We start from the raw sequence: 26,627 nt of genomic DNA on the forward strand, positions 1-26,627 counted from the left end.
AGGTCAATTCGCCACGACGACTAGAGATCCCGCAACGATCACTAGACCAGCAGCGCAACGCATCACTCATACAGTGATCCTTCGCGGATTTGTCAGACGGGGCCGGTGGCCCGCTCGTCTACCTCCCATGAGTTGGAGCAGGGCTGAGGAGGTCTTTGCTTGGGCAGCGGCCCTCGCGGACTCGATGGGGCTGGTCTGCTTCGATCCTCAGCAGAATCGACTCAGGTCCTGACGGTCTTGGACAGGCGACGGTATCCGATCAGAAGCGCCGCCAGACCGACGAAGGCGAGGAAGTGCTCGGCCTTGCGTTCGTAGCGACGGTGCAGGCGGCGACATCCGGCGAGCCAGGACACCGTCCTCTCCACGACCCAGCGGTGGCGGCCCAGCCGCGTGGAGGACTCGATGCCCTTCCGGGCGATGCGGTGGCGGATTCCGCGCTTTCGTAGCCATCCACGCAGGTGGTTGTAGTCGTAGCCGGAGCTTGGCCGGACGCCGGCGGCGGGGGCCTCGTCGGGAGCGGATGGGCGGGATACCGCGTACGAGCGGTTCCAGACCGAGGCTGTCGTGCATGTTGGCGCCAGAGATACCCAGTGACAGGGGCAGCCCGTTCCGATCCGTGAGCAGGTGGATTTTCGATCCGCTCTTGCCGCGGTCGGTCGGATGCGGTCCCGTCAGGGGCCCCCTATTCCCGCCCGGACGCTGACGGAGTCGATCGCGCACCGCGACCAGTCCAGCTGCCGCGGACCACAGCGGTGGTGGCCGCGGCGATTTACGTCAACTTCTTCAGCCACCACTGGCTGCCCGATGTGCGCTGGCTGCTGGCCGGACTGCTCCTGGCGGTCACTGCGGGCACCTCGGCGCGTTATACGGTGCGCGGTGTACGCCGACGGATGCCGCTGGCGTTCTCGTTCAAGGACACCACCCTCGGCGTGTACGTCACCTCAAGCTTCCGGCGGGGCTTCGCCGTTTCATGGGCAGTCACACAGGTCCACCTCCCCTATCAGCGGGGATCGCTTTCGGTGTTCGATCTGGAAGAAATATGCGCCGTGTCGTGGAGCAGGTGGCAGCGCAGCAGCGTCGCCACATCGTGTCCGAGAAACCGATCGAGCACGGCCAGGGCGCCGGTGAAGTTCTGGTTACTGGTGTAGTGGTTGGTCACCACCAGGCATCTGAGCCCGGCGCCCTGCGCCGCGCGCAGCCCGTTGACCGAGTCCTCCACGGCGATCGCCTGGTTCGGGCGCAGACCTATCCCATCCAGCGCCTGCAGGTAGACGCCCGGGTCGGGTTTGAGCGTGGGGACCTCGGTGCCGGTGACCACACAGGCGAACCGCCCCCTGCCGAAGAGGTTGTCCAGCAGGGGCTCGACCCACACCCGGGTGCCGGTGGTGGCAACGGCCAGGGTCACTCCGGTGTCCGAAAGCTCGGTCAACAGCGCACGGACCCCTGGGCGCGGCGGGATGGTGCCCTGTTCGACCATCGCGCGGAAGCGGGCCGTCTTGTCGGTGTGCAGGGTCGCGGCGAGTTCCTCCGCCTCGTGGCGACTGTGACCCTGCCGCCGCAGGAACGCGGCGATGCGCCGGCGTCCCCCAGTTGTCTGCAGGAGACGGCCGTAGGTCTCGACGTCCCACTGGTAGGGCAACCCTGCTGCGGAGAAAGCTGAGTTGAAGGCGATGCGATGGCCGTCCCGCTCGCTGTCGACGAGTGTGCCATCGACGTCGAAGACAATGGCGCCGTTCCGGTTCGGACTTGTCATCCCGGATCTTCCGCCGAGCCTTCGTGTTGACGGTAGTCGACGGCGCTGTAGGCACCGAGTCGGTCGAGTCGATGCTCGCTGTGCATGAAGCGAACGGTGCCGCTCCGGGCACGCATGACCAGCGACTCGGTGGCCGCTCGCTCCGGGCCGTAGCGCACTCCGCGCAGCAGCTCGCCGTCGGTGATTCCGGTGGCCACGAAGAACGCGTCCTCGCTGGCGATGAGATCCTCGACTGTCAGTACTTGGTCCAGGTCGTGTCCGGCCTCCAGCGCGAGACGGCGTTCGGTGTCGTCGCGCGGCCACAGTCTGCCTTGGAGGACGCCGCCGAGGCACTTGATCGCGCAGGCGGCGATGATGCCTTCCGGGGTGCCACCGATGCCCAGCAGCAGGTCCACGCCGGTGTTATCGCGAGCCGCCGCGATCGCGCCCGCGACGTCTCCGTCGGAGATGAACTTGATCCGGGCGCCGGCCCTGCGCACCTGCTCTGCCAGTTCTTTGTGCCGAGGCCGCTCCAGGATGCACACGGTGATGTCCTCCACGGCGCAGTCCTTGGCCTTCGCCACGGCGCGCACGTTGTCCAGGACGGGGGCGCGGATGTCCACGGCGTCGGCGGCGGCCGGCCCCGTGACCAGCTTGTCCATGTAGAACACTGCGGACGGATCGAACATCGACCCGCGGGGGCCTACGGCGAGCACGGACAGTGCGTTGCCCATGCCCTTGGACGTCAGCGTGGTCCCGTCGATCGGATCGACCGCCACGTCGCACGCCGGGCCGCTGCCGTCGCCGACGCGTTCACCGTTGTAGAGCATCGGTGCGGCGTCCTTCTCGCCCTCGCCGATGATCACGGTGCCGTCGATGGGCAACGTGCCGATCATCGCCCGCATGGCGTCGACGGCTGCCTGGTCGGCGCCGTTCTTGTCGCCCCGGCCGACCCAGCGGCCGGCTGCCATGGCCGCGGCCTCGGTGACCCGCACCAGGTCCAGTGCCAGGTTGCGGTCTGGTGCCGAGGACGCGACGTCACCGCCTTCGATACCTGCATCGGTGGGCACCGTCGTCATATCCCTCTCCCTTCGTGGGAGCCCCTGTCTGCTGCACACGGGGCGGTATCCGATAGGGGCAACCGCCCGTACGCACAGTGGTCGGGGTGTTCATATGTGGTACGGGCGGTGCCCTGCCGGGAGACTAGGAGCGCAGACCGTCGGCCCCCACCCCCCGGCGGGTGGAGCGCCGGGGGAAACCAGCAGGCGCAGGTCGACGCCATCCGGTGGTGTGCTCGTTGTCCAGCAGGTACTCCAGCAGCAGCGACGTGCTCGCCGACGTCCGTAGGTGAGTGACGGCATGCCAAGGCCGGCGCAGCGGCGTGCCCGGCACCTCCACCTCGGCCAATTCTCCGGTGGCCAGCTCCCGAGCGACCGCGTCCCGGGAGACCATGGTTACTCCGACTCCGGCCACAGCCCCGGCGACAACCGCGCCGTTGGACCCCAGGGTCAGCCGGGGCGGGTCCACCTCCAGACCGGCCAGCAAGGTCTCGCATGTGACATGGGTTCCCGAGCCCGCCTCCCGAAGCAGCCAGGTGGTGCGCCCCAGATCGAATCGCTCTGCCAGGTCGGGCGCGGCAACCACCACCAGTTCGTTGGGGCGGATGGCCTGCACGGCGGTGTCCAGGCCGACCGGTGGCCGCCCGGCGATGACAAGGTCGGCCTCGTGGCTGGAGAGCAGGGCCCACACCCGCTCGCTGGTGCCCACTTCGAGCCCGAGGTCGACCCCGGGATAACGCTGGAGGAACCCGGCCAGGACCGAGGGGAGCACGTGTTCCGCGGCTGACGTCACCGAGGCAAGCCGCACCTGCCCGCGTTCGGGGTCGATGTCGCCGCGCGCGGCGGCCAGCGCCTCGTCATGCAGGCCGAGGATGGTGCGGGCGTAGTCGGCGTAGGTCTGTCCCGAGCGGGTGAGGCGCACGCTCCGTCCCTCACGCTCCATCAGGGGAACGCCGACCTCTCGAGTCAGTGCGGCGATGGCCGCCGAGACCGCGGATTCTGTCAGCAACAGCCGCTGCGCCGCGCCCCGGACAGACCCGGCATCGGCGACAGCGACGAAGGCACGCAAGCGGGGCGTCGTCGTCATCCACATACCTCCATCGACCTGAAACATCCGCTCAGATGTCAGTGATGACACCTGAGTGAAGTTTGCGATGTGCGGGCCGATCCTAGTACTCCAGTTGCACTTCTCCATATGTCCTGGTCACAGGCCCTTTTGGGAGTCTAGCGAGCTGATACTCCCTCAGGGAGGTGGTGGTTCGCGACTCACTCGATCGGGGTGCGTTGAACCAGGCACGGGGACGGACAGCGATGTCGAAGTACGTCTGTGGGATGCCGAGTTGGAGTCGTTACTGCAGCGGGTGGGCGGGCGCTTCGGCCGCGTTGAGCCGCGGCGGCGGATGCGGGACTACGTGCGCGGCCTGCTGGGCCCGGTGGGCAGGAAGAACAGCTGGCAGATAGCCGAGTACGCAGGCCACGGCACGCTGTATGGGCTCCAGCGGTTGCTGTCATGGTGCCAGTGGGATCCGGACCAGATCCGCGACGACCTGCAGGACTACGTGGCCGAGCGGCTCGGGCAGCCAGACGGCGTGCTGATCGTCGTCCCCTCGGAGCGCCTCAGCACGGTTTCCCCTGCCTCGTCCATCGCGCGGGGGAGGCCGGGTGGGCCACTGATTCGTAGGGTCATTGCGCCGGCGCGGCCCCGCTCCAGTGGATTCGGTGCGGCCCGACCTCAGCGCCCGGCGACGCCAGGCAGTAAGCCATCGATCGAAGGAGTGGGAACCGGATGAGTGTTCTGACCGAGACAGCGGCGGCGTTGGTCGGCGGTGGCAAGGGAATCCTCGCGGCGGACGAGAGCATCGGCACAATGTCATCGCGTCTGGAGAAGGCCGGGGTCGCGCCGACCGAGGAGAACCGCCGCGCCTACCGAGAGATGCTGGTCATGACGCCTGACCTGGCCAGCGGGGTGAGCGGGATCATTTTCTGCGACGAGACGCTGCGGCAGCGGCTGTCCGATGACCGCCCGTTCCCACAGGCCGTGCAGAGCCTGGGGATTTTGCCCGGGATCAAGGTGGACACCGGCGCCAAGCCGCTCCCAGGGGCGCCGGGGGATACCGTCACCGAGGGTCTGGACGGGCTGTTGCCCAGGTTGGAGGAGTACGTCACGCTGGGCGCACGTTTCGCCAAGTGGCGTGCGGTCATCACCGTCGATGAGATGCGGCCTTCCGTTGCCGCGGTGCGCAGCAACTCGCACGCCTTGGCCCGTTACGCCAGTGCCTGTCATCAGGCCGGGCTGGTGCCGATCGTGGAGCCCGAGGTGCTGATGACCGGTTCCCACTCCATGGCTCGCTGCCGGGAGGTCACCGCGCAGGTTCTGCGTGCGGTGACCGACGAACTGCGCTCCTTCGGAGTCGACTTCGCCGCCACGGTGCTGAAGCCCAACATGGTGCTGCCGGGTTCCTCCTCGGGTGAGCAGGCCTCGCCGGAGGCCGTGGCGCAGGCCACCGTGGAAGTGCTGATCGAGCAGATGCCCGCCGACCTGGCCGGTGTCGCCTTCTTGTCCGGTGGGCAGAACCCGCGGGAGGCCACTGCGAACCTGGCAGCGATGCAATCGCTGCCTTCGCCATGGCCGTTGACGTTCTCCTTCGGCCGGGCGCTCGTCGATCCGGCGCTGGCGGCCTGGCGCGGCGAAGCGGACCTCATCGAGGCCGGGCAGCAGGCGCTGTCGGACCGGGCGTCGGCCAACTCCGCGGTGCTCACCGGTGCGGCGGTGGGGTAGTGCCAGGTCCGCGTCCGGGGCTGCGCGTGCAGCTCGGCCGCGATCATTGTGGGCGGCCTCTGCCCGCTCCCGTGGTTCGGGGCGGTCGCGCGGTTGGCGTCGGGCTCGCGTGGGGACCGGATCCGCTCGGGTTCGGCCTCGATCCCGCGACGAGGGACGCTGCACGGAGGCGGCGTGCGAAGGGCCGCCGGGATGCGGTAGCCGAGCCGCACTACTGGGTCAGCTGTATAAGGCGAGAGTAAGCTCCCTCGAATGAGAGACCGACCGTTGCGGGTTGTACTCGTCGACGACCACGAAATGGTGCTCGAAGGGCTCAAGGCGCTGCTGGCACGTTTCCCCCGGCGGGTCCGCGTGGTCGGGCAGGCGGTGAACGCGGAGGAAGCGGAACGCCAGGTCGCGACGTACAGTCCTGACATCGTGGTGTCCGATGTGCGGTTGCGTGGCGCCTACAGCGGCCTGGATCTGTGCCGGCGGCTCGTCGAGGCCGGTCCCGAGACGAAAGTTGTGCTCCTCAGCGCGTACGACGACGAGCAGTATCTGTTCCAGGCGCTGCGTGCGGGGGCGGCCGGCTATCTCCTCAAATGGATGGGGGGTGAAGAACTGCTCCGCCACTTCGAGCGGGCCGCCGCAGGGGAGACGGTCATCGACCCGACCATGGCCGGCCGGGCCGCTGCCTCCGCCGCGCGACTGCAGGCCGGGGAGTTCTGGCCCGGGGCGGCTGTGGGCCTGACCCAGCGGGAGAGCGAGGTCCTCGCGCTGATGGTGACCGGCGTGTCGAACCGGGCGATCGCCGCCGAACTCGTCCTGGGCACCGAGACGGTGAAGAGCCACATGAGCTCCATCTACCGCAAACTCGAGGTACACGACCGGGCCGGTGCGATCACAGTCGCGCTCCGGGAAGGAATCTTCCGTTGAGCAGGCAAGGTCTGGGACTGGCTGATCCGGAGCGGGAGAACGCCCTGCTCGTGGGGATCATCGAGGCGATATCGGCCGGTCCCGAACTGGGGCCGCTGGCGGCGAACGTCGCCAGGCTCATCTCCGAGGCAACGGCGACCGACCTGTGCTTCGTGCACGTGCTCGATGACACCGGGGAGACCCTGACGCTCACGGGCGCGACACGGCCGTTCGACCGGGAGGTGGGCCGGATCAGGATGCCGCTGGGCCAGGGTGTGAGCGGGTGGGTGGCACGCCACCAGCAGCCCGTGGTGATCACCGAGCGGAAGGAGGACGATCCGAGATACCTGAGTTTCCCACAGCTGCGCGGCCAGGACTTCACGTCCATGGCCTCAGTACCCATGATCAGCCACCCCGGTGGGTTCGTCGGAGTCCTCAACGTTCACACGCGTGATCGCCGCGAGTTCTCCGACCGCGACGTTCGGCTGCTCACCTCGATCGGCAGCCTTGTCGCGGGAGCGATGCATCAGGCACGGTCGCATCGCCGACTCGCCGCCCGAGAGCGTGCGCTCGAACGGTTCGCCGAGCAGGTCATCGCCGCGCAGGAGGCGGAGCGACGCCGGCTGGCCGCCGATATCCACGATGGCATCACCCAGCGACTGATCAGCCTGCGCTTCCATCTCGACGCCGCGACCGACGCCGTGGCTGAGGATCCGGACTTCACAGCCAAGCAACTCGTGCAGGCACTTCGGCTCACACGCCTCACCCTGGACGAGGCCCACGCGGCGATCAACGGCCTACGCCCCCCAGTTCTCGACGACCTCGGGCTCGCCCACGCCCTGGCCAGCCTGGCCCGCTCCACCCCCGGCCTCGAGGTGGCCTTCGAACTCGATGAGTGCCGGCTGCCCGAACACGTGGAGATCGCGCTCTACCGCATCGCGCAGGAGGCACTGCACAACGTCCTCAAACACGCCCAGGCCAGCCTGGCTCAACTGGATCTGCGCTACAGCCGCAACGACGTGTCCCTTCGGGTGACCGACAACGGGCGCGGCTTCGATGCCGGTTCGTTGCCGCCCGGGAACCTTGGCGGCGACGGGTACGGCATGAGCAGCATGACCGAGCGCGCCGAGCTCGTCGGCGGCCGACTCGAGGTCTCATCCCAACCCGACCACGGCACGACTGTCATGGCCAGGATCCCCTTGCGTTGACAACTCCTCCTCCCCCGAAGGGGCGGAGGTTCGCCGGCGTCGGCTGCGGTTTGGGCGGGTTCCGCTGCGCTGCGTTCCTACCCGGTCCAGGGCCCCATCTCCCCCCCGTCCGGTCTCCGGGCTGTTCGGCGACGTTGACCGTCGCGTTCGCGCCTCGTTCCAGAGTTGTGATGGCGTCCCGCGTGATGGTGTAGCCGATCGGCGTTGCGCCGTCGCGCCACCGGCCGAGTGACAGCCGGGCACGTCATGGCATGCCGGAAGTCGCGCGGCCGAGTGATCAGCACGAGCGCCCGGGGGGGGAGCCCGAACCGCCCCCCCTCCCTCGCCCTGTGCCGCTCCGCCGACTCGGCGATCACCGATACAGCGCAGGTCGTGGACCAGGTTCAGCGCCTGGCCGACCGCGCGGGCCTGATCGTGTGTCAGTCGTAGTGCCTTCGGCATGGCGTATCGATGGTGAGCCTGGACGGTGAGTGAGGTGATCACGGCTCGCTGGGCCGGCCGCTTCTGTGTGACCAGCATCTTCGCCGTGATCGCGGCCGCACCGCTCGGCGGGACAGAACCCGCCCCGGCGGGAAGCCAGGAGCACGACACTTGAGTCTTCGTTCAAGTGATTCCGAAAAGACTTGATGGTTATGTGGGGCTTCCGAGGTCATGATGAGACACATCCCGATCCACCGAACAACAGGAGGCGAAATGACTGAGCGCTGGGGCGCCGGAGTCATTCCGTACGCGGAGATGGGCTACTGGCAGCCCGACTACGAGCCAAAACCGACAGACGTACTCGCGGCTTTCCGTATCACGCCGCAGCCGGGCGTGCCCCCGGAGGAGGCCGGTGCCGCGGTGGCAGGCGAGTCATCGACGGCCACATGGACGGTGGTGTGGACGGACCGTCTCACCGCGTACGACCACTACCAGGCCAAGTGCTATCGGGTGGACCCGGTGCCGGGCGCCGACGACCAGTACATCGCCTACATCGCCTACGACCTCGACCTGTTCGAGGAAGGCTCGATCGCGAACCTCACCTCCTCCATCATCGGCAACGTCTTCGGGTTCAAGCCGCTCAAGGCCCTGCGACTCGAGGACATGCGGATCCCGCCGCACTACACCAAGACGTTCCAAGGTCCCCCCCACGGCATCGTGATGGAGCGGGAGTACCTCGGCAAGTACGGCCGTCCGCTACTGGGCGCCACCACGAAGCCGAAGCTGGGGTTGTCCGCCCGCAACTATGGCCGGGTGGTGTACGAGGCACTGCGCGGCGGGCTGGACTTCACCAAGGACGACGAGAACATCAACTCGCAGCCGTTCATGCGCTGGCGGGACCGGTCCGTGTTCTGCATGGAGGCGGTCAACCGGGCGCAGGCGGAGACCGGTGAGATCAAGGGCCACTACCTCAACGTCACCGCGGCCACGATGGAGGACATGTACGAGCGCGCCGACTTCGCCAAGGAGCTCGGCAGCCTCGTGGTGATGGTCGACCTGACGGTGGGTTACACGGCTATCCAGTCCATGGCGCAATGGGCCCGCCGCAACGGGGTCCTGCTGCATCTTCACCGTGCGGGTCACGGGACCTACACCCGGCAGAAGAGCCATGGCGTCAGCTTCCGGGTCATCGCCAAGTGGATGCGCCTCGCCGGTGTCGACCACATCCACGCAGGCACGGTCGTCGGCAAACTCGAGGGCGACCCCAACTCGGTGCGCGGCTTCTACGACACGTTGCGTCTCGACAAGGTAGACCCCGACCCGGTCAAGGGCCTGTACTTCGAGCAGGACTGGGCTTCCATGGCCGGCGTCATGCCGGTCGCATCCGGTGGCATTCACGCCGGTCAGATGCACCAACTGCTGCACTACCTCGGCGAGGACGTCATCCTGCAATTCGGCGGCGGCACGATCGGCCACCCGATGGGCATCGCCGCGGGCGCCACGGCCAACCGCGTCGCGCTCGAGGCGATGATCAAGGCGCGCAACGAGGGCCGGGACTTCCTCGCCGAGGGACCGGACATCCTCCGGGCCGCTGCGAGGCGCAACCGCGAGCTCGATGTCGCACTGTCCACGTGGGGCGACATCACCTTCACCTACGAGTCCACCGACACACCGGACGTCATCGCGACTCCGACGACGGCCTGACAGCGAGGAGAAACCATGCGTATCACCCAGGGCACGTTCTCCTATCTCGCCGACCTGAGCGACGAAGAGGTCGAGATGCAGATCCAGTACGCGCTGGACAACGGCTGGCCCCTGTCAGTGGAGTTCACCGACGACCCTCACCCGCGCAACACCTACTGGGACATGTGGGGCCTGCCGATGTTCGACCTGCGGGATGCCGCAGGTGTGCTGCTCGAGGTCAACGAATGCCGAAAGGCGTACCCCCAGCACTACGTACGCATCAACGCCTACGATGCGCGGCTGGGCCGACAGACCACCGCCCTGTCGTTCATCGTCAACCGCCCCACCGAGGAGCCCGGTTTCCGGCTCACCCGGCATGAGACGAGCGACCGTCGGATTCAGTACACCACGCACGCGTACGCCACCGACAACCCGGCCGGCCGGCGTTACGTCGCCGACCAGTGAGGCGATATCAGCATGACTGTTGGTGAAGGCGATCGCCCGGTGTTCGGGATGCGCCCGTCTGCGTCCGGTGTGGTACCGGGCGTGGACGGGCCACCGGAGCTGCCCGATCCGGCCGAGCCGCCTCTGACCGACGACGCGACCGTCGACCTCGAGGCGGAGCGCCGGCACTCGGGCGTCGACACGGTGCTGGAGGCTCTGGAACGCCAATTGGTCGGGCTGTGCCCGGTGAAGACCCGCATCCGGGAGATCGCAGCGCTGCTGCTGGTCGACCGGCAACGGGCGCGGTTCGGCCTCTCGGCCAGTCGGCCCAATCTCCACATGTGCTTCACCGGCAGCCCCGGCACCGGGAAGACCACGGTGGCACTGCGCATGGCCGAACTCCTCAAGCAGCTGGGCTATCTGGAGCGTGGTCATCTGATCGCGGTCACCCGCGACGACCTCGTCGGGCAGTACGTCGGGCACACCGCCCCGAAAACCAAGGAGGTCCTCAAACGGGCCATGGGCGGTCTCCTGTTCATCGACGAGGCCTACTACCTGTACCGAGCGGAGAACGAGCGCGACTACGGACAGGAGGCCATCGAGATCCTGCTGCAGGTGATGGAGAACCAACGCGACAACCTCGTGGTCATCCTCGCCGGGTACAGGGACCGGATGAACACCTTCTTCCAGTCCAACCCGGGAATGAGCTCGCGTATCGCGCACCACATCGACTTCCCTGACTACACCCTCGATGAGCTGACGCAGATCGGGGAGCTCATCGTGGACGAGCAGCTCTACACGCTCTCCCCACAGGCGAACGCCACTTTCCGGGAGTATCTCGCGCGACGCCGCGAACAGCCCCGGTTCGCCAATGCGCGCAGCGTCCGCAACGCTGTGGAGCGTGCCCGGCTGCGGCACGCCAACCGGCTGGTGGCCCGCGGCGCCGGACCGCTGTCGAAAGACGACCTCATGCGGCTGGAGGCGGAGGACTTCCTTTCCAGCCGTGTGTTCTCTGCCGAGCCCTCGCCGCAAGCGGCCGAGGCACGTCCCCGCTGATGGCATCCCCGGGGTGCGCCGGTCGCGGCCGGTGATACCCCGCCGATGGACTGCCCTGCCACGTCGACGGATTGTTTCCCACGGCCCTGATGCCGCGCAGGGGAACGGCAAGGCGTCCGGCGGCAGGCTGCGGCTGCCCCGCCACCGCAGCTGGGGTGATGCACGTGCCCGCGGCCCTGTCCCGGCCGGCGCCCTGCCCGATCGTGCGATCCCGTCCACCCGTGCGCCACCCGCCGTTGAGAGCACCGGTGGGTGGCGCCTTCGTCGGCCCGTGGCCGGCCGCCCGGCGCGCGAATCCGCCGGGATGCGCATGAGTCGATGGCGTCCCGCCAGGTGGTGCAGGGGATCAAGACGCCGGAATCCGCAGGTCGGAGACGATGGCGCCGCCGGAGCGGGCGCTCAACCCGCCTGAGCTGGACGCCTCGTGGGCTGCGGCTCGACAAAAGATCGCCATGGGCGTCGTACCTGAAGGCGTAACCCTTGATCCCCTACACCACGTCGCGGGACGCGACCCATGAGCCAGAGTGCCCGTGCGGAAGGAGCCGAGTTTGCCGGTTGCGTCCCTGTCAGCTGGACGCCGCGCGTGAACCCGGTCCCCCGCGCCTTCCCGGCGTGACGGGCCGCACACCGCCGCGCCGCAAGGGCCCACACGGGCCCGTCCGGAACTGCGGCGAGTCCCGTGTTCGGCGTTCCGGCCACGCCGCCAAGGGTCTGCAGCCGCTCGAGGATCTCCCGGTGCTTCTGGTCGCCGGCGAAGGGCTTTGGACCGCTGTTCCCCGTGCTCCTTGCCCCGCCAGTCGGCGCGACCGGTCCCCGAATCCCCCGGTGGGCTCCCCCGCTCGGGGGGAGCGGCTTGCGACACCCGAACGTAGCTTCTTCCGCAACGCCAACGACTGGAGGCTTCATGGCGCCGACCGCATTGCCGCCACGCATTGTCCCTTCCGTGCTGCCGGCGGATTTCTCGCGACTGGGTGAAGAGTGCCGGTTGCTGGAGGAGGCAGGCGTGGACCGCATTCAGTGGGACGTCATGGACGGCGTCTTCGTGCCCAACATGACCATGGGCCCCGACGTGATCGCGTCGGTGCGCCCGCTGGTGAGCCTGGGATTCGAGGCCCATCTGATGGTCGAGGAGCCGGATCGCATGCTGCCGCACTGGGTGCAGGCCGGCTGCGAGATCGTCATCGTCCACGCCGAGGCGACCCGTCACCTGCACCGCACGCTCGGTGCCGTGCGGGAGCTGGGGGCCCGCGCCGGTGTGGCGCTGAATCCGGCGACACCGCTGAGCGAGGTGGAGCATGTGCTCGACCTTGTCGACTTGGTGCTCGTCATGACGGTCGACCCAGGGTGGGGTGGTCAGTCCTACCTGGCGTCCATGGAGCCCAAGATCGCTCAGGCCCGCGCGATGATCGCGCGCACCGGGCGAGAGATCGAGCTGGAGGTCGACGGAGGCATCGGGCGCAGCACCATCGCCGGCGCCGCGCGGGCCGGCGCCACGACCTTCTGCGCCGGCAGCGCGCTGTTTCGTGAGCGGGACCGGCTGGCTGAGGAGGTGACGACGCTGCGCTCGCTCGCCGCAGCGGCGCTGCCTGACGCGCAGGCGCATGGCCTGCAGAAGACCATGGAGGAGGCGGCATGAGCATGTCTAAAGATCGTGGGGTTCTCACCGCGCCGACCGTCTCCGTGACGGGTGACCTGGTGCCACCCCCGGGCGACCTCGACGCCCAGGCGGTCGCCACGATCCGGCTGCTCGCGGCCGACGCGGTGGAGGCCGCGCAGAGCGGGCACCCCGGCCTGCCCATGGGCGCCGCGGTTCCGGCGTGGGTGCTGTGGTCGCGCTTTCTGCGGCACGACCCGACCGAGCCCGGCTGGCCGGACCGGGACAGGTTCGTGCTGTCCGCCGGGCACGGGTCGATGCTGCTGTACACCCTGCTCCACCTGTTCGGTTACGACCTGCCGCTCGATGAGCTGCGCCGGTTCCGGCAGTGGGGGTCGGCGACCCCGGGGCACCCGGAGTACCGGCATACCCCCGGAGTGGAGACCACTACCGGCCCGCTGGGCCAGGGGCTGGCCAACGGGGTGGGCCTCGCCCTCGCCGAGCGCATGCTCGCCGCCCGCTGCAACACCGACGAACACACCGTCGTCGACCACCGCACATGGGTGCTGGTGGGCGATGGCGATCTGATGGAGGGAATCAGCCACGAGGCGGCCTCGCTCGCCGGGCGCCTCGGACTGGGCCGCCTGATCGTGGTCTACGACGACAACGACATCACCATCGACGGCCCGGCCTCCCAGTCCTGCCAGGACGACGTCCTGGCGCGGTTCGCCGCCTATGGCTGGCAGGCGCTGCGGGTCGCCGACGGCAACGACGCGGCCTCGGTGACGGCTGCGCTCACCGAGGCAGTGGCCGACAATACCCGGCCCACCCTCGTCGCGGTGCGCACCACGATCGGGTTCGGTGCGCCGACGCTGGCCGGTACCAGCACGGCACACGGGGCCCCGCTGGGGCAGCAGGAACTGGCGGCGACACGGGCGCGGTACGGCTGGCCGGACGAACCGTTTCATGTGCCCGCACAAGTGGCGGAGCGCTGTCGGCAGCTGGCCGCACAAGGGCAGGCCGACCGGCGGTCCTGGGAGCAGGACCGGGCGCGGTGGGCCGAGGCCCACCCGCAGCTCGCCGCGGAGTGGGATGCCGAGACGTGCCGGCAGCCACCACGCGACCTCGGCGACCTGCTGCCGCGGTTCGAGCCCGGTACGGCGATGGCCACCCGCAAGGCCTCGGGCGCGGTACTCGCCGCGGTGGGCCCGAAGTATTCGGCGCTGGTGGGCGGGTCGGCCGACCTGGCGGCCTCGACGAACACCACGATCCCCGGCGTGGGGGATGTCGGGCCCGAGTCCTACCGTGGCCGCACGCTGCACTTCGGTATTCGCGAACACGCCATGGGGGCGGCGCTCAACGGCATGGCGCTGCACGGTGGGTTGCGGCCATACGGGAGCACGTTCCTGGTGTTCTCCGACTACATGCGGCCCGCGGTTCGGCTGGCCGCGCTCATGAGGCTGCCAGTGGTGTTCGTGTTCACCCATGACTCCATCGCCGTCGGGGAGGACGGGCCCACACATCAGCCGATCGAGCAGTTGGAGTCGCTTCGGCTGATTCCCGGACTGACAGTGCTTCGGCCCGGTGACGCCAACGAGACCGCGGCCTGCTGGCAACTGGCGTTGGAAAACGACGGACCGACGGTGCTGGTGCTCACCCGCCAGGACCTGCCGGTGCTCGAACCAGTGCCCGCCGACATCCTCCGCCGCAACGGATCCCAGGTGGTTCACCAGTCTTACGGGGAGCCCGCCGTGCTGCTGATAGCGACCGGGTCGGAGGTTGGGCTGGCCTGCGCCGCCTCCGACGAGCTGGCCGATCAGGGCGTTGTCGCCCGGGTGGTGTCGGTGCCCTGGCGCGAGCGGCTCGAGGAGGCCCTGGCCTCCGACCCGGAACTGCTGCCGCAGTGCCCGGCGGTGTGGGTGGAGGCCGGCGTGCCCCATGGTTGGCAGGCCCTGGCCAGGCCCGGCGACCAGGTCATCGGACTGCGGAGGTTCGGCGCCAGTGCCCCGGGCCCAGTGGTCTACAGCGAACTCGGTTTCACGGTTTCAGCGGTCGTCCAGGCGGCGCTGAGCAGCATCCGTAGCGAGACGAAGCGGGAGACGCAATGCCGCACAAGCTGATGCAGATGCAGCGCGCCGTCCATCAGGCGCCTGTGAGACGACCGGTCATGCTCGCCATCGCGGGCGACAGCGCGACGGGCAAGACCACCCTCACCAAGGGGCTGGTCCAGGCACTCGGACCGGAGCGCAGCACATCGATCTGCGTGGACGACTACCACCGCTACGACCGCCAGGAGCGGAAGGAACTGCCGTTCACCGCGCTGCACCCGGACTGTAACTATGTCCGGATCATCGAGCAGCACCTGCAGCTGCTCGCCACCGGCCAGCCGATCCTGAAGCCGGTCTACGACCATGGCACTGGGCAGTTGACACGCCCTCAGCTGATCGAGCCGCGGGACTTCGTCATCGTCGAGGGCCTGCTGCCGCTGCACACCACACTGACCCGTGCGTGCTTCGATGTGACCGTCTATCTCAACCCCCCGGAGGAAGTCCGCCGGGAGTGGAAGATCAAGCGGGACACCCAGAAGCGCGGCTACAGCGTTGACCAGGTGCTCGCCGAACTGAAGCGCCGCGAGCCGGAGTCGGAGGCGTTCATCCGCCCGCAGCGGAGCTCCGCCGACATCGTCGTACGGTTCGCGCCGATCGCAGGCCGGGACGACCCGCCCGGCACGCCCCTGTCCGCCGAGCTGCTGCTGCGGCCGACCATCCGACACCCGGACCTCAACGGCGTGCTGTCCAAGGGGGACCGACGTGCGATCCATCTGAAGCTGGCCCGGGATGAGGACGGCCGTCCCGTCGACGCACTGCACGTGCACGGCTACGCGCCACGCGAGGAGAGCGAAGTGGTGGAGAAGGCCATCTGGTCCCAACTCGGCGTGGACGTCGGCGATCCCCCCGACACCCTGGGCAAGCTCGACGGCACTGACCGCAGCGAGCCGCTGGCCATCACCCAACTGCTCCTGCTTTACCACCTGTTGGAAGCCACCCGCTGACCGACCTGCTGCCGACCGCGGCCGAGGCGGCCCCGCCACGGGCACCACAGACATCGGGGTCCGCCCGTTTGCCCGGATCTCCCCGTGGGTCTTCGCCGCGCCATACGCCGTAATCGGTGTTTCCCTGTCGAAGGGTGTCCTCGCCGACGGGGAGCCCGCAGGATCCGCGCTGCTCCCCCTGCCGGGCGACGAAATCGAGTTCCGTACCAGGGCTCGGGCCGTCGGGCTGAACACGCATGATCGTTCGTTGACGCCGGCCGACGGCACCTCCGTCCCGTACGACGGACTGGTCGTCGCCACCAGCGCCAGTGCACACCGCCCGGCTGGCTCCCGCCCGCAGAGTGATCGCACTGGGCGGTATCTTCCTCGGCATGGAGGTCGCCACGCCCTGCCGGGCCCTGGGTCTGGAGGTCACATCGTAGATCTCGTACCGCCGCTGCTCAGGCTGCTCGGGCCGTGGCCGGCCGACTTCGCCGTCGCGGCCGCCCGTGATCACGGCATACGGGTGCGAGTCACTCCGGACGGCGTCGAGGTGATGGGCGAACACCGCGTGCGCTGCGGGAAGTCGGTCCTGACGGCCGACGTGATCGTCTGCGCGGCGGGAGACGTGCCGAACATCGACTGGCTGAGCGAGTCCGGGCTTCCCCTTGACGCCGCCGGCGGCCTCGTCGCGGATGCGTGCTGCCGTGTCGTTCCCGGCGTGGTCGCCGCCGGGGACGTCGTATGGCGGCAGGGACGTCGAACTCCCCACTGGACCAACGCGGTCGAGCAAGGAAGAGCGGCCGCGACGAGCCTGCTGCACGGCGAGTCCGCACGGCCCTGCCGACCCGACCCGTACTTCTGGACCGAGCAGTCGGGAAGCGACATCAAGATCAGCGGCGAACTGCCGCTCACCGGAGTTCCCGAAGTCCTGGCGGGATCGGTGGACGACCGCAGCGCCTGCTGAGGTGGGCCATGCGACCACCTGCCCGGCGTCACCCCGAGGAGTTCCCCGCCGGGTCGGCGAGGCGATCCACTCCACCAAGTACGGGACGGCCTGCCGAAGGTGTTCCTGCTCGACGACGACGTCCATCCCGCGAACGAGGCCGACCTGATGTGGGCGCCGGCCACCCGGGTCCACCCCGTTGACCGCACGGTGCGCTTCGAGGACGGCCCCGTTCTTCAGCTGCTCACTGCTACACCAAGGAAGAGCGGCACGCCGCCCGCGCCACCAAGGTAGTACACGATGCCCTGCTCCCCGCCCCGGCCGAACGCGAGGCACTGAGCGACTTCGCGCACACCTACCCCGCCGCGGTGCGCGCCAAGGTTCTGGCCAGGCACCAACGCTGAGACCGCCCAATCCGCCGGGCCGCGTCCTGAACGGGCGGTGCGGCCGCACAGGACGCGGCTCGGCCCACACACGAAAGGGCCGATGCGATGCGATTGATCGTCGGGATGACGGGTGCCACGGGGGCCATCCTGGGCATCCGGTTGCTTCAGGAGCTCGCCGGCCAACCGGACGTGGAGACACACCTGGTGACAACGCCGCTGGGCGCGGGCGACCATTGAGCTGGAGACCGGCTGGTCGGCGCGGCAGGTCGCTGACCTCGCCGATGTCGTCCACGGCCCGGATGACCAGGCGGCCTCCATGTCCAGCGGCTCGTTCCGCACCGACGGCATGGTGATCACGCCGTGCAGCGCCAAGACGCTCGCCGCGATACGGGCCGGCTACGGCAGCGACCTCGTCCGCGGACCGCGGAAGTCACCCTCAAAGAACGGCGTCCCCTTGTGCTCGGCGTACGGGAAACCCCGCTGTCGACCATCCACCTGGAGAACATGCCGGCCGTCTCACAGATGGGGGTGACGATCCTGCCGCCCATGCCGGCCCGCTACACCAAGCCCGCATCCGTGGACGACATCGTCGACCACCTGGTCGCCCGGGTCATGGACCAGCTCGGCCTGGACAGCGAACGCGCCGTACGCCGGCAGAGACCCGCCACCGCACGCCGCAGCGACCGACGCACGCCCCCCGGCCTCCGACGTGCCGACTCCGGCAGTACCGTTCCTGCGCTGACACCACGCCAGGTCGGCCTGGTTCCCGGCGTTGGGGTCGTTTGAGATGCGGGCCGCGATGCCGGACAGGTGGGGGACGGAGACGGCGTCGGTGGCCCTTACTCGTTTTCGGGGGTCGCGGGGAACGTGATGCCGCACAGCCTGCGGATCTCGTCCATCACCCGGAGTGTGAAGACGGATTCCCGCAGGGGGCGCAACGGGGTCTCCCGCAGCCCAGTGGCGATGCACCGGGCCACCTCGGCGGCCTCGAAATGCAGGGCGTCGTGGGCGGTGCGGGGTTCGGAGCTTGTCAGTGGGGTGCCACCCCCGGCGGGGGTGAGGACGAGGTCGCCCGGTTGGTAGAAGGGGCCCGGCAGGCTCAGGGTCGCGCGCGTGCCGGCGATGGTCGCGGTGGTCGGGGTGTCGCAGAACAACGTGGTGTGCACGACGGCCTGGTTGCCCTGCGCGTCACGGAGGATCGCGGACGTCTGCCCGGCCACGCCCGCCGGGTGCGGCTGACCCAGGGCCTGCACCCCGGTCGGGGCGCCCAGGACCCAAGTGGCCAGCGAGACGGGGTACGTGCCCAGGTCCAGCAGCGGCCCGCCGGCCAGCTCGGGGCGCAGGATGCGATGCCCCGGGTCGAAGTGCTCACCCAAGTCGGCCAGGACGGTGTGGACCTCGCCGAGCCCGCCCGAGTCGAGGATCTGGCGGACGACGTCGAACTTGGGCAGGAAGAAGGTCCACAGCGCCTCGGCGCAGAACAGGCCCCGTGCGGAGGCGAGTTGGGCGATCTCCGCCGCCTGGCCGGCGTCCAGACCGATCGGCTTCTCCACGAGCGCGTGCTTGCCGGCTTCCAACGCCAGCCGGGCGCAGCGCAGATGGGCGATGTGGTCGGTGGCGACGTACACGACGTCGACGTCCGCGGCGGCGACCAGGTCCTCGTAGGAGCCGTAGAAGCCGGGAATGCCATGACGGTCCGCGAAGTCCTTGGCGCGGGCAGCGTCGCGGGAGGCTACAGCCATAAACCGCTGGCGGGTGTGCCGCTGTACGGAGCGCACGAAACGGTTCGCGATCCAGCCGGTGCCCAGGACACCCCAGCGCAAAGCAGGGGCGTCCATCGGGTCCGCCGTGCGGGCGACGGGCAGCGCGGTGGGGAAGTCGGGCATGGATCTAGACCTCCGGGACCTGGACGGGGACGGTCCTGCCGCCGTCCTTCATGGACACGATGACAGCGTCGGCCACGGCGGCGGCCACCAGACCGTCGTACGCGCCGGCCAGCGGCGATGGGGCCCCTGCGGACAACGCGTCGGTCCACGCCTGGAGTTCCAGTCGGTAGGCCTCGGCGAAGCGGGGGCGCCAGTCGGCGGGGTAGCCGGTGGAGCGTGTGCGGGCCGAGTCGGACACGAGCCGTGCCGGGTTGGTGAGGGCCAGCGTGCCGTACTCGCCCGCCACCTCGCAGCGGATGTCGTAGCCGTATCCGGCGTTGAGGAAGACCTCCACGGTGGTCAGGACCCCGTCAGCCGTACGCAGCAGCATCAGCTGGGGGTCGTGGAGGCCGGCTACCACCGAGGTGGAGCGCCCCGCATGCCAGCTCACCTCGGTGATAGGCGAGTCGAGCAGCCACGGCACGGTGTCGAACTCGTGGATCGCCGACCCGGTGACGCTCAGCTCATCGGTGCAGCCAGGGGCGGAGGACACCCCTCGGCTGGTGCAGTGCACGAGCAGCGGAGTCCCACAACTTCCCGCGCAGAGCGCGGACTTCAGCTCGACGTAGGCTGGATCGAAACGGCGCATGAAGCCGAGCGTGATCAGCTGTTCGCCGGCCTGCAGCTCCTCCCGCACGACCCGCACGCACTCGTCGAGGGTCGGGGCCAGCGGTTTCTCGCACAGCACCGGCTTTCCGGCCCGTACGGCGGCGACGGACAGGTCGGCGTGCGTGGTGTCGTGCGAGGCGATGACGACGGCGTCGACGTCCGGGTCCGCGATCAGGGCATACGCGTCGTCGGTGGCCCGCGCGCCGGGCACGGCACCGGCGACGGAGGCCGCCCGTTCCTTGTCGATGTCCGCGACCAACGTGACCTCGGCACCGCAGACGTGGCGGTGAAGGGTGGTCACATGGTCGGCTCCCATGTTGCCCGCACCGATCACACCGATCCGCAGGTTGCTCATACCAGGCTCACCCACGTTCCGCTCTCCACGGACCGCGTCATGGCATCCAGTACGGCGGCGCTGTACACGGCGTCCTGCAGCGTGGCGCCGTGCGAGGTGCCCTCGGCGATGGAGCGCAGGAAGCGGTACGCCTCGATGACCTTGAGGTCGTCGTAGCCCATGCTGGTCGCCGCACCGGGCTGGAACGCGCCGTACTCGCCGTCGCCGGGTCCGACGTAGACCGTGCTGACGGGCTGGTCCTGGTAGGTGGTGCCGCGGCTGACGCCGAGCTCGTTCATGCGGCGGAAGTCCCAGAACACCGCGCCCTTGGTGCCGTGCACCTCGAAGCCGTAGTTGTTCTGTTCACCGACCGAGACCCGGCAGGCCTCCAGCACGCCGCGCGCGCCGGAGGCGAAGCGCAGCAGGCAGTTGACGTAGTCCTCGTTCTCGACCGGGCCGAGTTCGCCGCCGCTCGCCAGCGTGTGGCCGGCGGTGGCGCCGGTCGGGCGGGCCCGCTCAGGAATGAAGACGGCGGTGTCGGCGGTCAGGGACGCGATGGGGCCCAGCAGGAAGCGCGCCAGGTCGGCGCCGTGCGAGGCCAGGTCGCCCAGAACTCCGCTGCCGCCGCGCTCCTTCTCGTAGCGCCAGGTCAGGGCGCCGTCCGGGTGGGCGGCGTAGTCGCTGAACAGGCGGACGCGGATGTGTGTGATCGTGCCCAGCTCGCCAGAGGCGATCAGCTCGCGGGCCGCCTCGACGGCAGGCGCGTTGCGGTAGTTGAAGCCGACCGCGCCCTGGACGTGGGCCTTGGCGACCGCGTCCGCCACCGCGCCGGCGTCCACGGCCGTCAGGCCCACCGGCTTCTCGATCCAGATGTGCTTGCCGGCCTCGGCCATCGCGACGCCGATCTCACGGTGCAGGAAGTTCGGCGCGGTGATGCTGACCGCATGCACGCGCGGATCGGCGGCCACCTCACGCCAGTCACGGGTGGTGGCGGCGAAACCGAACTGCGCGGCGGCCTCCTCGGCCCGGCCCGGAACCTCCTCGGCGACCGTGACGAGCTGCGGCCGCACAGCCAGCTGGGGAAAGTGGTGCGGGACGCGGGCGTACGCCTGGGTGTGCACCCGTCCCATCCAGCCGAACCCCACGACGGCGACGCCGAGCGTACTCACCATTACCACCCTACCTTTGGACCGGTCCATTTACTGTGTCCGTCACACTGGAACCCTTTCATCCTTATGTCAAGACCTTTGACAAGCCTCCGCACTCCATGGAACGGTCCATTCATGAGACCTCCGACCATCCGTGACGTCGCCGAACGGGCGGGCGTGTCGAAATCACTGGTCTCCCTCGTACTGCGAGGCTCCGACCAGGTGCGCCCCGAGCGACGACAGGCCGTGCTGGCCGCCGTCGAGGAGCTCGGCTACCGGCCGAACGCCGCCGCGCGCAGCCTCAGCGAGCGGCGCACCCGCACCGTGGGCGTACTGCTCCACGACATGCGCAACCCATGGTTCGTGGAACTGCTCGACGGCCTCAACTCCCGCCTCCACGACAGCGGTCTGCACATGCTGCTGGCCGACGGCCACCTCAACCGGCGCCTCGGCGAGGACCTCACCCGCACCTTCACCGATCTACGGGTCGACGGTCTGGTCGCCGTCGGCACACTGCCGCCCTCAGAGGCACTGCGCGCTGCGGCCGCGCGGATCCCCACGGTTGTCGCAGGCGCCCGCGAACCCGCGCTGCCTCACGTGGACATCGTCGCCAACGACGACGAGCACGGCGCCCGCCTCGCCACCGAGCACCTCATCGGAATCGGCCACCGGCACATCGCTCACATCGCCGGGCAGGGCGTGGTCGGCGAGCTGCGCCGACGCAGCTTCGAGAAGGTGATGCGCGAGCACGGCATGGCCGACACGGCACTCGTGGAGCAGGGCGACCTGACCGAGGAGGGCGGATACCGGGCCACGGTCCGCCTGCTCAGCACCCCGACACGACCCACCGCCATCTTCGCCTTCAACGACATCGCGTGCGTCGGCGCGCTGTCCGCGGCTGAGGAACTCGGCCTCCAGGTGCCACGCGACCTCTCCCTGGTCGGCTACGACAACACATACCTCTCCCGCCTACGGCACCTGTGGCTCACCACGGTCGACAACGCCAGCCACGACGTCGGTCGCCGCGCCGCGCACCACCTCCTCGATCGGATCGCAGACCCGGCCCGCCCGAGCCGGACCGTCCTCGCGAAGCCGACACTGGAGGTCCGCGGCACGACAGGGCCACCGAACGGCAGCGGATCCTGAAGGGGGCACAGGGAGCGACCTGGTCGGCGTACTGGATGACGCGTTCCCGCCCCCAGGACTCAGTCACACCGTGGTCGGCGCTGAGATTGATCATGGTTCGGCGGTAACCCCGAGGGCCTTGGTCACTCCCCCGCTCGAAGGCGCGGCGGCCTTCTCGCTCAGCGGACGAACGCCGAGGCCATGTCCGCCAGGTCTAGGAAGTACTGCGGAAACAACCCCATCGCCAGGGTGACCAGCACACCGAAGCCAATGGAGACGGTCGTCAGCGCGCTGGGGACGGCGACGTACGCGCCGCCGGGTTGCGGCTTGGAGAAGAACATCAGGACGATGATCCGGACGTAGGCGAACGCCGCGACCACCGAGGACAGCACACCCACGATCACCAGCGAGACCGCGCCGCCCATCAGCGCCGCCTGGAAGACGGCGAACTTCCCGGCGAAGCCAGATGTGAGCGGTATCCCGGCGAAAGCCAGGAGGAAGAGGGTGAAAACCGTGGCCATCAGCGGGGAACGGCGGCCCAGGCCGGCCCAGTCGGACAGGTGGGAGGCCTCCCCGCCCGCATCGCGTACGAGGGTGACGACGGTGAAGGCACCGAAGGTCACGAAGGAATAGGCGGCCAGGTAGAAGAGGACCGAGGACACCCCCGCCTTGCTGACGCAGAGCACACCCATGAGGAGGAAACCGGCGTGGGCGATGGAGGAGTAGGCCAACAACCGCTTGACATCGGTTTGGCTGATGGCCAGCACCGCGCCGACGATCATGGTGAGCACCGCGACGCCCGACAACACCGGACGCCAGTCCCACAGGAGGTCCGGGAAGGCGACGTACAGCAGCCGCAACAGTGCTCCGAAGGCTGCCACCTTGGTCGTGGCGGCCATGAATCCGGTGACCGGTGTCGGGGCTCCTTGGTAGACGTCCGGCGTCCAGGAGTGGAAGGGGACGGCGCCGATCTTGAACAGCAGGCCGACGCCCAGCATGGCCAGACCGGTCAGCAACAGAGTGTTGTTCGCCGTGGTGCTGTTCAGCGCGGGACCGACCGCAGACCGGCCGACGATGGCATCGGCGATGCCGCCGAGTGAGACGGTGCCGGCGTAGCCGTAGATCAGGGCCGTGCCGAACACGAAGAACGCCGAGGCGAAGGCACCGAGCAGGAAGTACTTCAGCGCCGCCTCCTGGGACAACAGCCGACGGCGTCGAGCCAGTGCACACAGCAGGTACAGCGGCAGCGAGAAGACCTCCAGCGCGACGAACATCGTCAGCAGGTCGGCCGCCGCCGGGAAGAGCAGCATCCCGCCGACCGCGACCATGGTCAGCGGGAAGACCTCGGTGGTGGCGAACCCGGCTCGGGCTGCAGCGGTTTCGGCCTCGCTGCCGGGCACCGCGGCCGGTTGGGGGGCGAACGCGCCCACGGGCGAGCCGTCCGCTCCACGCGGCTCCAGTCTCCGTTCGGCGAAGGCGAGGACCGCGACCATGGAGGTCACCAGGATGACGCCCTGCAGGTACAGCGCCGGACCGTCCACGGCGACCGCTCCCAGGGCGGCCAGGCCGGCCTTGTCGGTGGCGTATCGGCCGTCGGCGAGGAGAGCGATGACGGTGCCGAGCGCGGCCGCCAGCCCCAGCATGGCGACGGACACCTGGGCCCGGTGGCGGCTGCGACGCGGCAGGAACGCCTCGGCGAGGAGGCCGACGACGGCGGAGCCGAAGACGATGAGCAGGGGGGCCAGCTGCCCGTACTCGATCCTCGGAACAGGAATGCCGACGCTGCCGGCCGCCGCCGTCCAAACGGTGCGGGCGGTTTCCGATGCGATGAGGGCGCTCACTTCACTTCACCTCTGGCGGTCCGATGGCGGGAGAAGGCCAACATCAGCCGCGGTCTTCGGCAGCGGGTGGAAGGGCTTCGGGTCCGTGCGGTGGACCTCGGCGAGCGTGGCGTCGACCGCCGGGGCGACCATGTCCGTGACGGGCTTGGGGTAGACGCCGAGCGCGATCAGCAGGACCACCAGCGGGGCCACCACGAGCAGTTCCCTGGCCCTGAGGTCGGCCATGGCGGCCACGCTTTCCTGTACCGGGCCGGTCATGGTGCGTTGGTAGAGAACCAGCACGTACAGCGCGGACAGCACGATGCCGAGAGTGGCGATGGCGCCCAACGCAGGGTGGCGGGTGAAGGTGCCGACCAGGACCAGGAATTCGCTGACGAACGAAGCCAGACCCGGCAGCGAGAGATTGGCCAGGCCGCCGATGAGGAAGGTGCCGGCGAGCACCGGGGCGATCTTCTGCACGCCGCCGTAGTGAGCGATCAGGCGGCTGCCGCGCCGGGAGATCAGGAATCCGGCGACCAGCATCAGCGTGGCGGTGGATATGCCGTGACCGACCATGTAGAAGCTCGCGCCGACCTGGCTCTGCGGGGTCATCGCGAAGATGCCCAGGATGATGAAGCCGTAGTGGGAGATCGAGGCGTAGGCGATGAGGCGCTTGATGTCCTTCTGGCCGACTGCCACCAGTGCCCCGTAGACGATTCCGGTCACGGCGAGCACCATGATCGCGGGCGCGAAGAACCTCGATGCGTCGGGGAACAGCCCAAGGCACAACCGCAGCATCGCGAAGGTCCCGACTTTGTCGACGACGGCGGTGATCAGGGCGGCGGTACCGGCATTGGCCTCCCCCATGGCGCCCGGCAGCCAGGTGTGCAGCGGCCACAGCGGGGCTTTGACGGCGAACGCGAAGAAGAATCCCAGGAACAGCACCCGCTGCACCACCGGGTCGATGGACAGTCGACCATCACGGAGCGCACCGGTGAGGGTGGTCAGGTCCAGGGTGCCGTCGGCCCCGCTGCCGATCCCGGCCCTGGCGGAGAGCGTGTACAGCCCGATCACGGCGGCCAGCATGACCAGGCCGCCGAGCAGGTTGTACAGCAGGAACTTCAAAGCCGCGTGGGAGCGCCGCGCGGCCGCCTCGCCGTCGCCGTCGTCAGCCCGGTCGCCGAAGCCCCCGATGAGGAAGTACACCGGGATGAGCATCGCTTCGAAAACGACGTAGAACAAAAAGATGTCGGTCGCCAGGAAGGACAGCACCACCATCGCCTCGACGGCGAGGATGAGGGCGAAGAAGACCTGGGTGCGGCGGCGGTTCCCGAACGCCGCCTCGGCGAGGGGTTCCGGGTCGGCTTCATGCCACGAAGCAAGCATCACCAGCGGCACCAGCACAGTGGTGAGCAACACCATCACAGCGGCGACGCCGTCCAACCCAAGTGAGAAACCCACCCCGAAGTTCTTGATCCAAGGGGAGGACTCGGTCAGTTGGTAGCGGGCGCCGCCCGGATCGAAACGCCCGGCCACGGCGGCGGCCAGGGCGAGGGTGGCGCATGCGAAGGCCAGGGCGACGGTCTTGGCGGTGCGCCGCCGGGCATCGGTCGTAGCGGCGGGCAGGGCGACCGTCACCACCGCGCCGACCGCGGGTACCGCGGTGGTGAGGGCCAGCAGTGGGAAGGGGCTCATCACAGCGACCTCATCGTGAGAATGGCGGCGCCCAGCACCGTGGCACCACCGAACATGGAAAGTGCGTACGACCGGACCTGCCCGGTCTGAAGGCGGCGCAGATGCCGGGAAAGACTCCCGACCGCGGAGGCGGTGCCTGCGACGGCGCCGTCGACCAGGGTGTGGTCGACGTAGACCAGGGAGCGTGTGAGATGTTCGCCGCCGCGGACCAGGACGACGTGGTTGAAGTCGTCCTGGAGGAGGTCGCGGCGGGCGGCCCGGGTGAGCAGCGACCCGCGCGGGGCGACGGCCGGGACCGGGCTGCGGCCGTACTGGGCGTAGGCGATGCCGACACCGATGACCAGGCAGACCATGGTCGCTCCGGTGACCGTCGCGACGCTGAGCGGGGAGTCGCCCTCGCTGTGGCCGGTGACGGGCTCGAGCCAGTGCAGGAAGCGGTCGCCGATGCTGAAGAACCCGCCGGCGAAGACCGATCCGAAGGCCAGCACGATCATGGGGATGGTCATGACCTTGGGCGACTCGTGGGGGTGCGGCTGGGCGTGTTCGCCGTGCGTCTCGGCGGCCGGCTCCGCGCTGGGCTCGGCCGGGGACGCCGTCCGGACATGACGCCAGCGTTCTTCTCCGAAGAACGTCATCAGCATCACTCGCGTCATGTAGTACGCGGTGATGGCCGCGCCGAGCAGGGCGCAGGCGCCGAGGATCCAGCCCTCGGTGCCGCCCTTGGCGAACGCCGCCTCGAT

General features: G+C 69.2%; 21 protein-coding genes and 5 pseudogenes. 16 read left to right on the forward strand and 10 right to left on the reverse strand.

Going from position 1 to position 26,627, the window contains the following annotated elements; genetic code table 11:
* Window positions 1-221 precede the first annotated feature (221 nt).
* Window positions 222-737 (reverse strand): annotated as a pseudogene (locus ACZ5SK_RS46375) (IS5 family transposase); the annotation flags it as partial.
* Between ACZ5SK_RS46375 and ACZ5SK_RS46380 the strand changes: the two are divergent.
* Window positions 738-911, forward strand: a pseudogene (locus ACZ5SK_RS46380) (DUF817 family protein); the annotation flags it as partial.
* An 89-nt stretch (window positions 912-1,000) separates the two neighbouring features.
* Here the strand turns inward: ACZ5SK_RS46380 and ACZ5SK_RS46385 are convergent.
* The 3 genes from ACZ5SK_RS46385 to ACZ5SK_RS46395 all read right to left on the reverse strand — a co-directional run bounded on the left by ACZ5SK_RS46385 (window position 1,001) and on the right by ACZ5SK_RS46395 (window position 3,877).
* Window positions 1,001-1,753 (reverse strand): HAD-IA family hydrolase, encoded by a 753-nt coding sequence (locus tag ACZ5SK_RS46385; protein ID WP_334573637.1) that lies wholly within the window; start codon window positions 1,751-1,753, stop codon window positions 1,001-1,003.
* Window positions 1,750-2,811 carry a class II fructose-bisphosphatase gene (glpX, locus tag ACZ5SK_RS46390; RefSeq protein ID WP_334573636.1) on the reverse strand — a complete coding sequence of 354 codons (1,062 nt, stop codon included), beginning with the start codon at window positions 2,809-2,811 and terminating at the stop codon, window positions 1,750-1,752. The genes ACZ5SK_RS46385 and glpX overlap by 4 nt, the downstream gene beginning before the upstream one ends.
* A gap of 124 nt (window positions 2,812-2,935) precedes the next feature.
* Entirely contained in the window at window positions 2,936-3,877 is a 942-nt protein-coding gene (locus ACZ5SK_RS46395) for a LysR family transcriptional regulator (RefSeq protein WP_334573634.1), read from the reverse strand.
* Between the two features lie 238 nt (window positions 3,878-4,115).
* On the opposite strand from ACZ5SK_RS46395, the pseudogene ACZ5SK_RS46400 reads away from it, so the two are divergent.
* From ACZ5SK_RS46400 to ACZ5SK_RS46465, 14 genes and pseudogenes are all read left to right on the forward strand, one after another.
* Window positions 4,116-4,391: pseudogene (locus ACZ5SK_RS46400) on the forward strand (transposase); the annotation flags it as partial.
* 185 nt (window positions 4,392-4,576) lie between these two features.
* A complete protein-coding gene (locus tag ACZ5SK_RS46405) occupies window positions 4,577-5,569 on the forward strand; it encodes a class I fructose-bisphosphate aldolase (protein ID WP_334573633.1) in 993 nt (330 codons plus the stop codon).
* A gap of 252 nt (window positions 5,570-5,821) precedes the next feature.
* Complete coding sequence (locus ACZ5SK_RS46410; RefSeq protein ID WP_334573631.1) at window positions 5,822-6,484, forward strand: response regulator transcription factor; 663 nt, start codon at window positions 5,822-5,824, stop codon at window positions 6,482-6,484.
* A complete protein-coding gene (locus ACZ5SK_RS46415; protein ID WP_334573629.1) occupies window positions 6,481-7,671 on the forward strand; it encodes a GAF domain-containing sensor histidine kinase in 1,191 nt (396 codons plus the stop codon). Before ACZ5SK_RS46410 ends, ACZ5SK_RS46415 begins: the two co-directional genes overlap by 4 nt.
* A 466-nt stretch (window positions 7,672-8,137) precedes the next feature.
* On the forward strand, window positions 8,138-8,266 hold the full coding sequence (locus ACZ5SK_RS46420; protein ID WP_361710662.1) for a hypothetical protein: 129 nt from the start codon (window positions 8,138-8,140) through the stop codon (window positions 8,264-8,266).
* A 98-nt stretch (window positions 8,267-8,364) separates the two neighbouring features.
* Window positions 8,365-9,795 carry a form I ribulose bisphosphate carboxylase large subunit gene (locus ACZ5SK_RS46425; RefSeq protein ID WP_334573625.1) on the forward strand — a complete coding sequence of 477 codons (1,431 nt, stop codon included), beginning with the start codon at window positions 8,365-8,367 and terminating at the stop codon, window positions 9,793-9,795.
* A 15-nt stretch (window positions 9,796-9,810) separates the two neighbouring features.
* The gene (locus tag ACZ5SK_RS46430) at window positions 9,811-10,239 is read left to right on the forward strand and encodes a ribulose bisphosphate carboxylase small subunit (protein ID WP_334573624.1); all 429 of its coding nucleotides are present in this window, start codon (window positions 9,811-9,813) and stop codon (window positions 10,237-10,239) included.
* Between the two features lie 81 nt (window positions 10,240-10,320).
* Window positions 10,321-11,274: a CbbX protein gene (cbbX, locus tag ACZ5SK_RS46435; RefSeq protein WP_334573622.1), complete on the forward strand. Its 954-nt coding sequence runs from the start codon at window positions 10,321-10,323 to the stop codon at window positions 11,272-11,274.
* Window positions 11,275-12,178: 904 nt separating this feature from the next.
* Window positions 12,179-12,910 carry a ribulose-phosphate 3-epimerase gene (gene rpe, locus ACZ5SK_RS46440; protein ID WP_334573620.1) on the forward strand — a complete coding sequence of 244 codons (732 nt, stop codon included), beginning with the start codon at window positions 12,179-12,181 and terminating at the stop codon, window positions 12,908-12,910.
* Between the two features lie 2 nt (window positions 12,911-12,912).
* A complete protein-coding gene (tkt, locus tag ACZ5SK_RS46445; RefSeq protein ID WP_361710661.1) occupies window positions 12,913-14,988 on the forward strand; it encodes a transketolase in 2,076 nt (691 codons plus the stop codon).
* A complete protein-coding gene (locus ACZ5SK_RS46450) occupies window positions 14,973-15,920 on the forward strand; it encodes a phosphoribulokinase (RefSeq protein WP_334573616.1) in 948 nt (315 codons plus the stop codon). The genes tkt and ACZ5SK_RS46450 overlap by 16 nt, the downstream gene beginning before the upstream one ends.
* 247 nt (window positions 15,921-16,167) lie before the next feature.
* Window positions 16,168-16,866 (forward strand): FAD-dependent oxidoreductase, encoded by a 699-nt coding sequence (locus tag ACZ5SK_RS46455; protein ID WP_468577954.1) that lies wholly within the window; start codon window positions 16,168-16,170, stop codon window positions 16,864-16,866.
* A 147-nt stretch (window positions 16,867-17,013) separates the two neighbouring features.
* A complete protein-coding gene (locus ACZ5SK_RS46460) occupies window positions 17,014-17,139 on the forward strand; it encodes a hypothetical protein (protein WP_468577958.1) in 126 nt (41 codons plus the stop codon).
* Window positions 17,140-17,336: 197 nt separating this feature from the next.
* Window positions 17,337-18,017 (forward strand): annotated as a pseudogene (locus ACZ5SK_RS46465) (UbiX family flavin prenyltransferase).
* Between the two features lie 53 nt (window positions 18,018-18,070).
* On the opposite strand, the gene ACZ5SK_RS46470 reads toward ACZ5SK_RS46465, so the two are convergent.
* Genes ACZ5SK_RS46470 through ACZ5SK_RS46480 form a run of 3 tightly spaced genes read right to left on the reverse strand, consistent with a single transcriptional unit; the run spans window position 18,071 to window position 21,271 of the window.
* Window positions 18,071-19,117 carry a Gfo/Idh/MocA family protein gene (locus tag ACZ5SK_RS46470; RefSeq protein ID WP_334573611.1) on the reverse strand — a complete coding sequence of 349 codons (1,047 nt, stop codon included), beginning with the start codon at window positions 19,115-19,117 and terminating at the stop codon, window positions 18,071-18,073.
* 4 nt (window positions 19,118-19,121) lie between these two features.
* Window positions 19,122-20,120: a Gfo/Idh/MocA family oxidoreductase gene (locus ACZ5SK_RS46475; protein ID WP_334573609.1), complete on the reverse strand. Its 999-nt coding sequence runs from the start codon at window positions 20,118-20,120 to the stop codon at window positions 19,122-19,124.
* On the reverse strand, window positions 20,117-21,271 hold the full coding sequence (locus ACZ5SK_RS46480; RefSeq protein ID WP_334573608.1) for a Gfo/Idh/MocA family protein: 1,155 nt from the start codon (window positions 21,269-21,271) through the stop codon (window positions 20,117-20,119). The genes ACZ5SK_RS46475 and ACZ5SK_RS46480 overlap by 4 nt, the downstream gene beginning before the upstream one ends.
* A gap of 111 nt (window positions 21,272-21,382) precedes the next feature.
* Between ACZ5SK_RS46480 and ACZ5SK_RS46485 the strand changes: the two genes are divergently transcribed.
* Window positions 21,383-22,393 (forward strand): LacI family DNA-binding transcriptional regulator, encoded by a 1,011-nt coding sequence (locus ACZ5SK_RS46485; protein WP_334573607.1) that lies wholly within the window; start codon window positions 21,383-21,385, stop codon window positions 22,391-22,393.
* Window positions 22,394-22,551: 158 nt separating this feature from the next.
* Here the strand turns inward: ACZ5SK_RS46485 and nuoN are convergent, their stop codons facing one another.
* The 3 genes and pseudogenes from nuoN to ACZ5SK_RS46500 all read right to left on the reverse strand — a co-directional run.
* Complete coding sequence (gene nuoN, locus ACZ5SK_RS46490; RefSeq protein ID WP_334573605.1) at window positions 22,552-24,213, reverse strand: NADH-quinone oxidoreductase subunit NuoN; 1,662 nt, start codon at window positions 24,211-24,213, stop codon at window positions 22,552-22,554.
* Window positions 24,214-24,219: 6 nt separating this feature from the next.
* Entirely contained in the window at window positions 24,220-25,887 is a 1,668-nt protein-coding gene (locus ACZ5SK_RS46495; protein WP_334573603.1) for an NADH-quinone oxidoreductase subunit M, read from the reverse strand.
* Window positions 25,887-26,627 (reverse strand): annotated as a pseudogene (locus ACZ5SK_RS46500) (NADH-quinone oxidoreductase subunit L); the annotation flags it as partial. The gene ACZ5SK_RS46495 and the pseudogene ACZ5SK_RS46500, both read right to left, overlap by 1 nt.

Source organism: Streptomyces sp. NPDC031474, assembly GCF_055581185.1.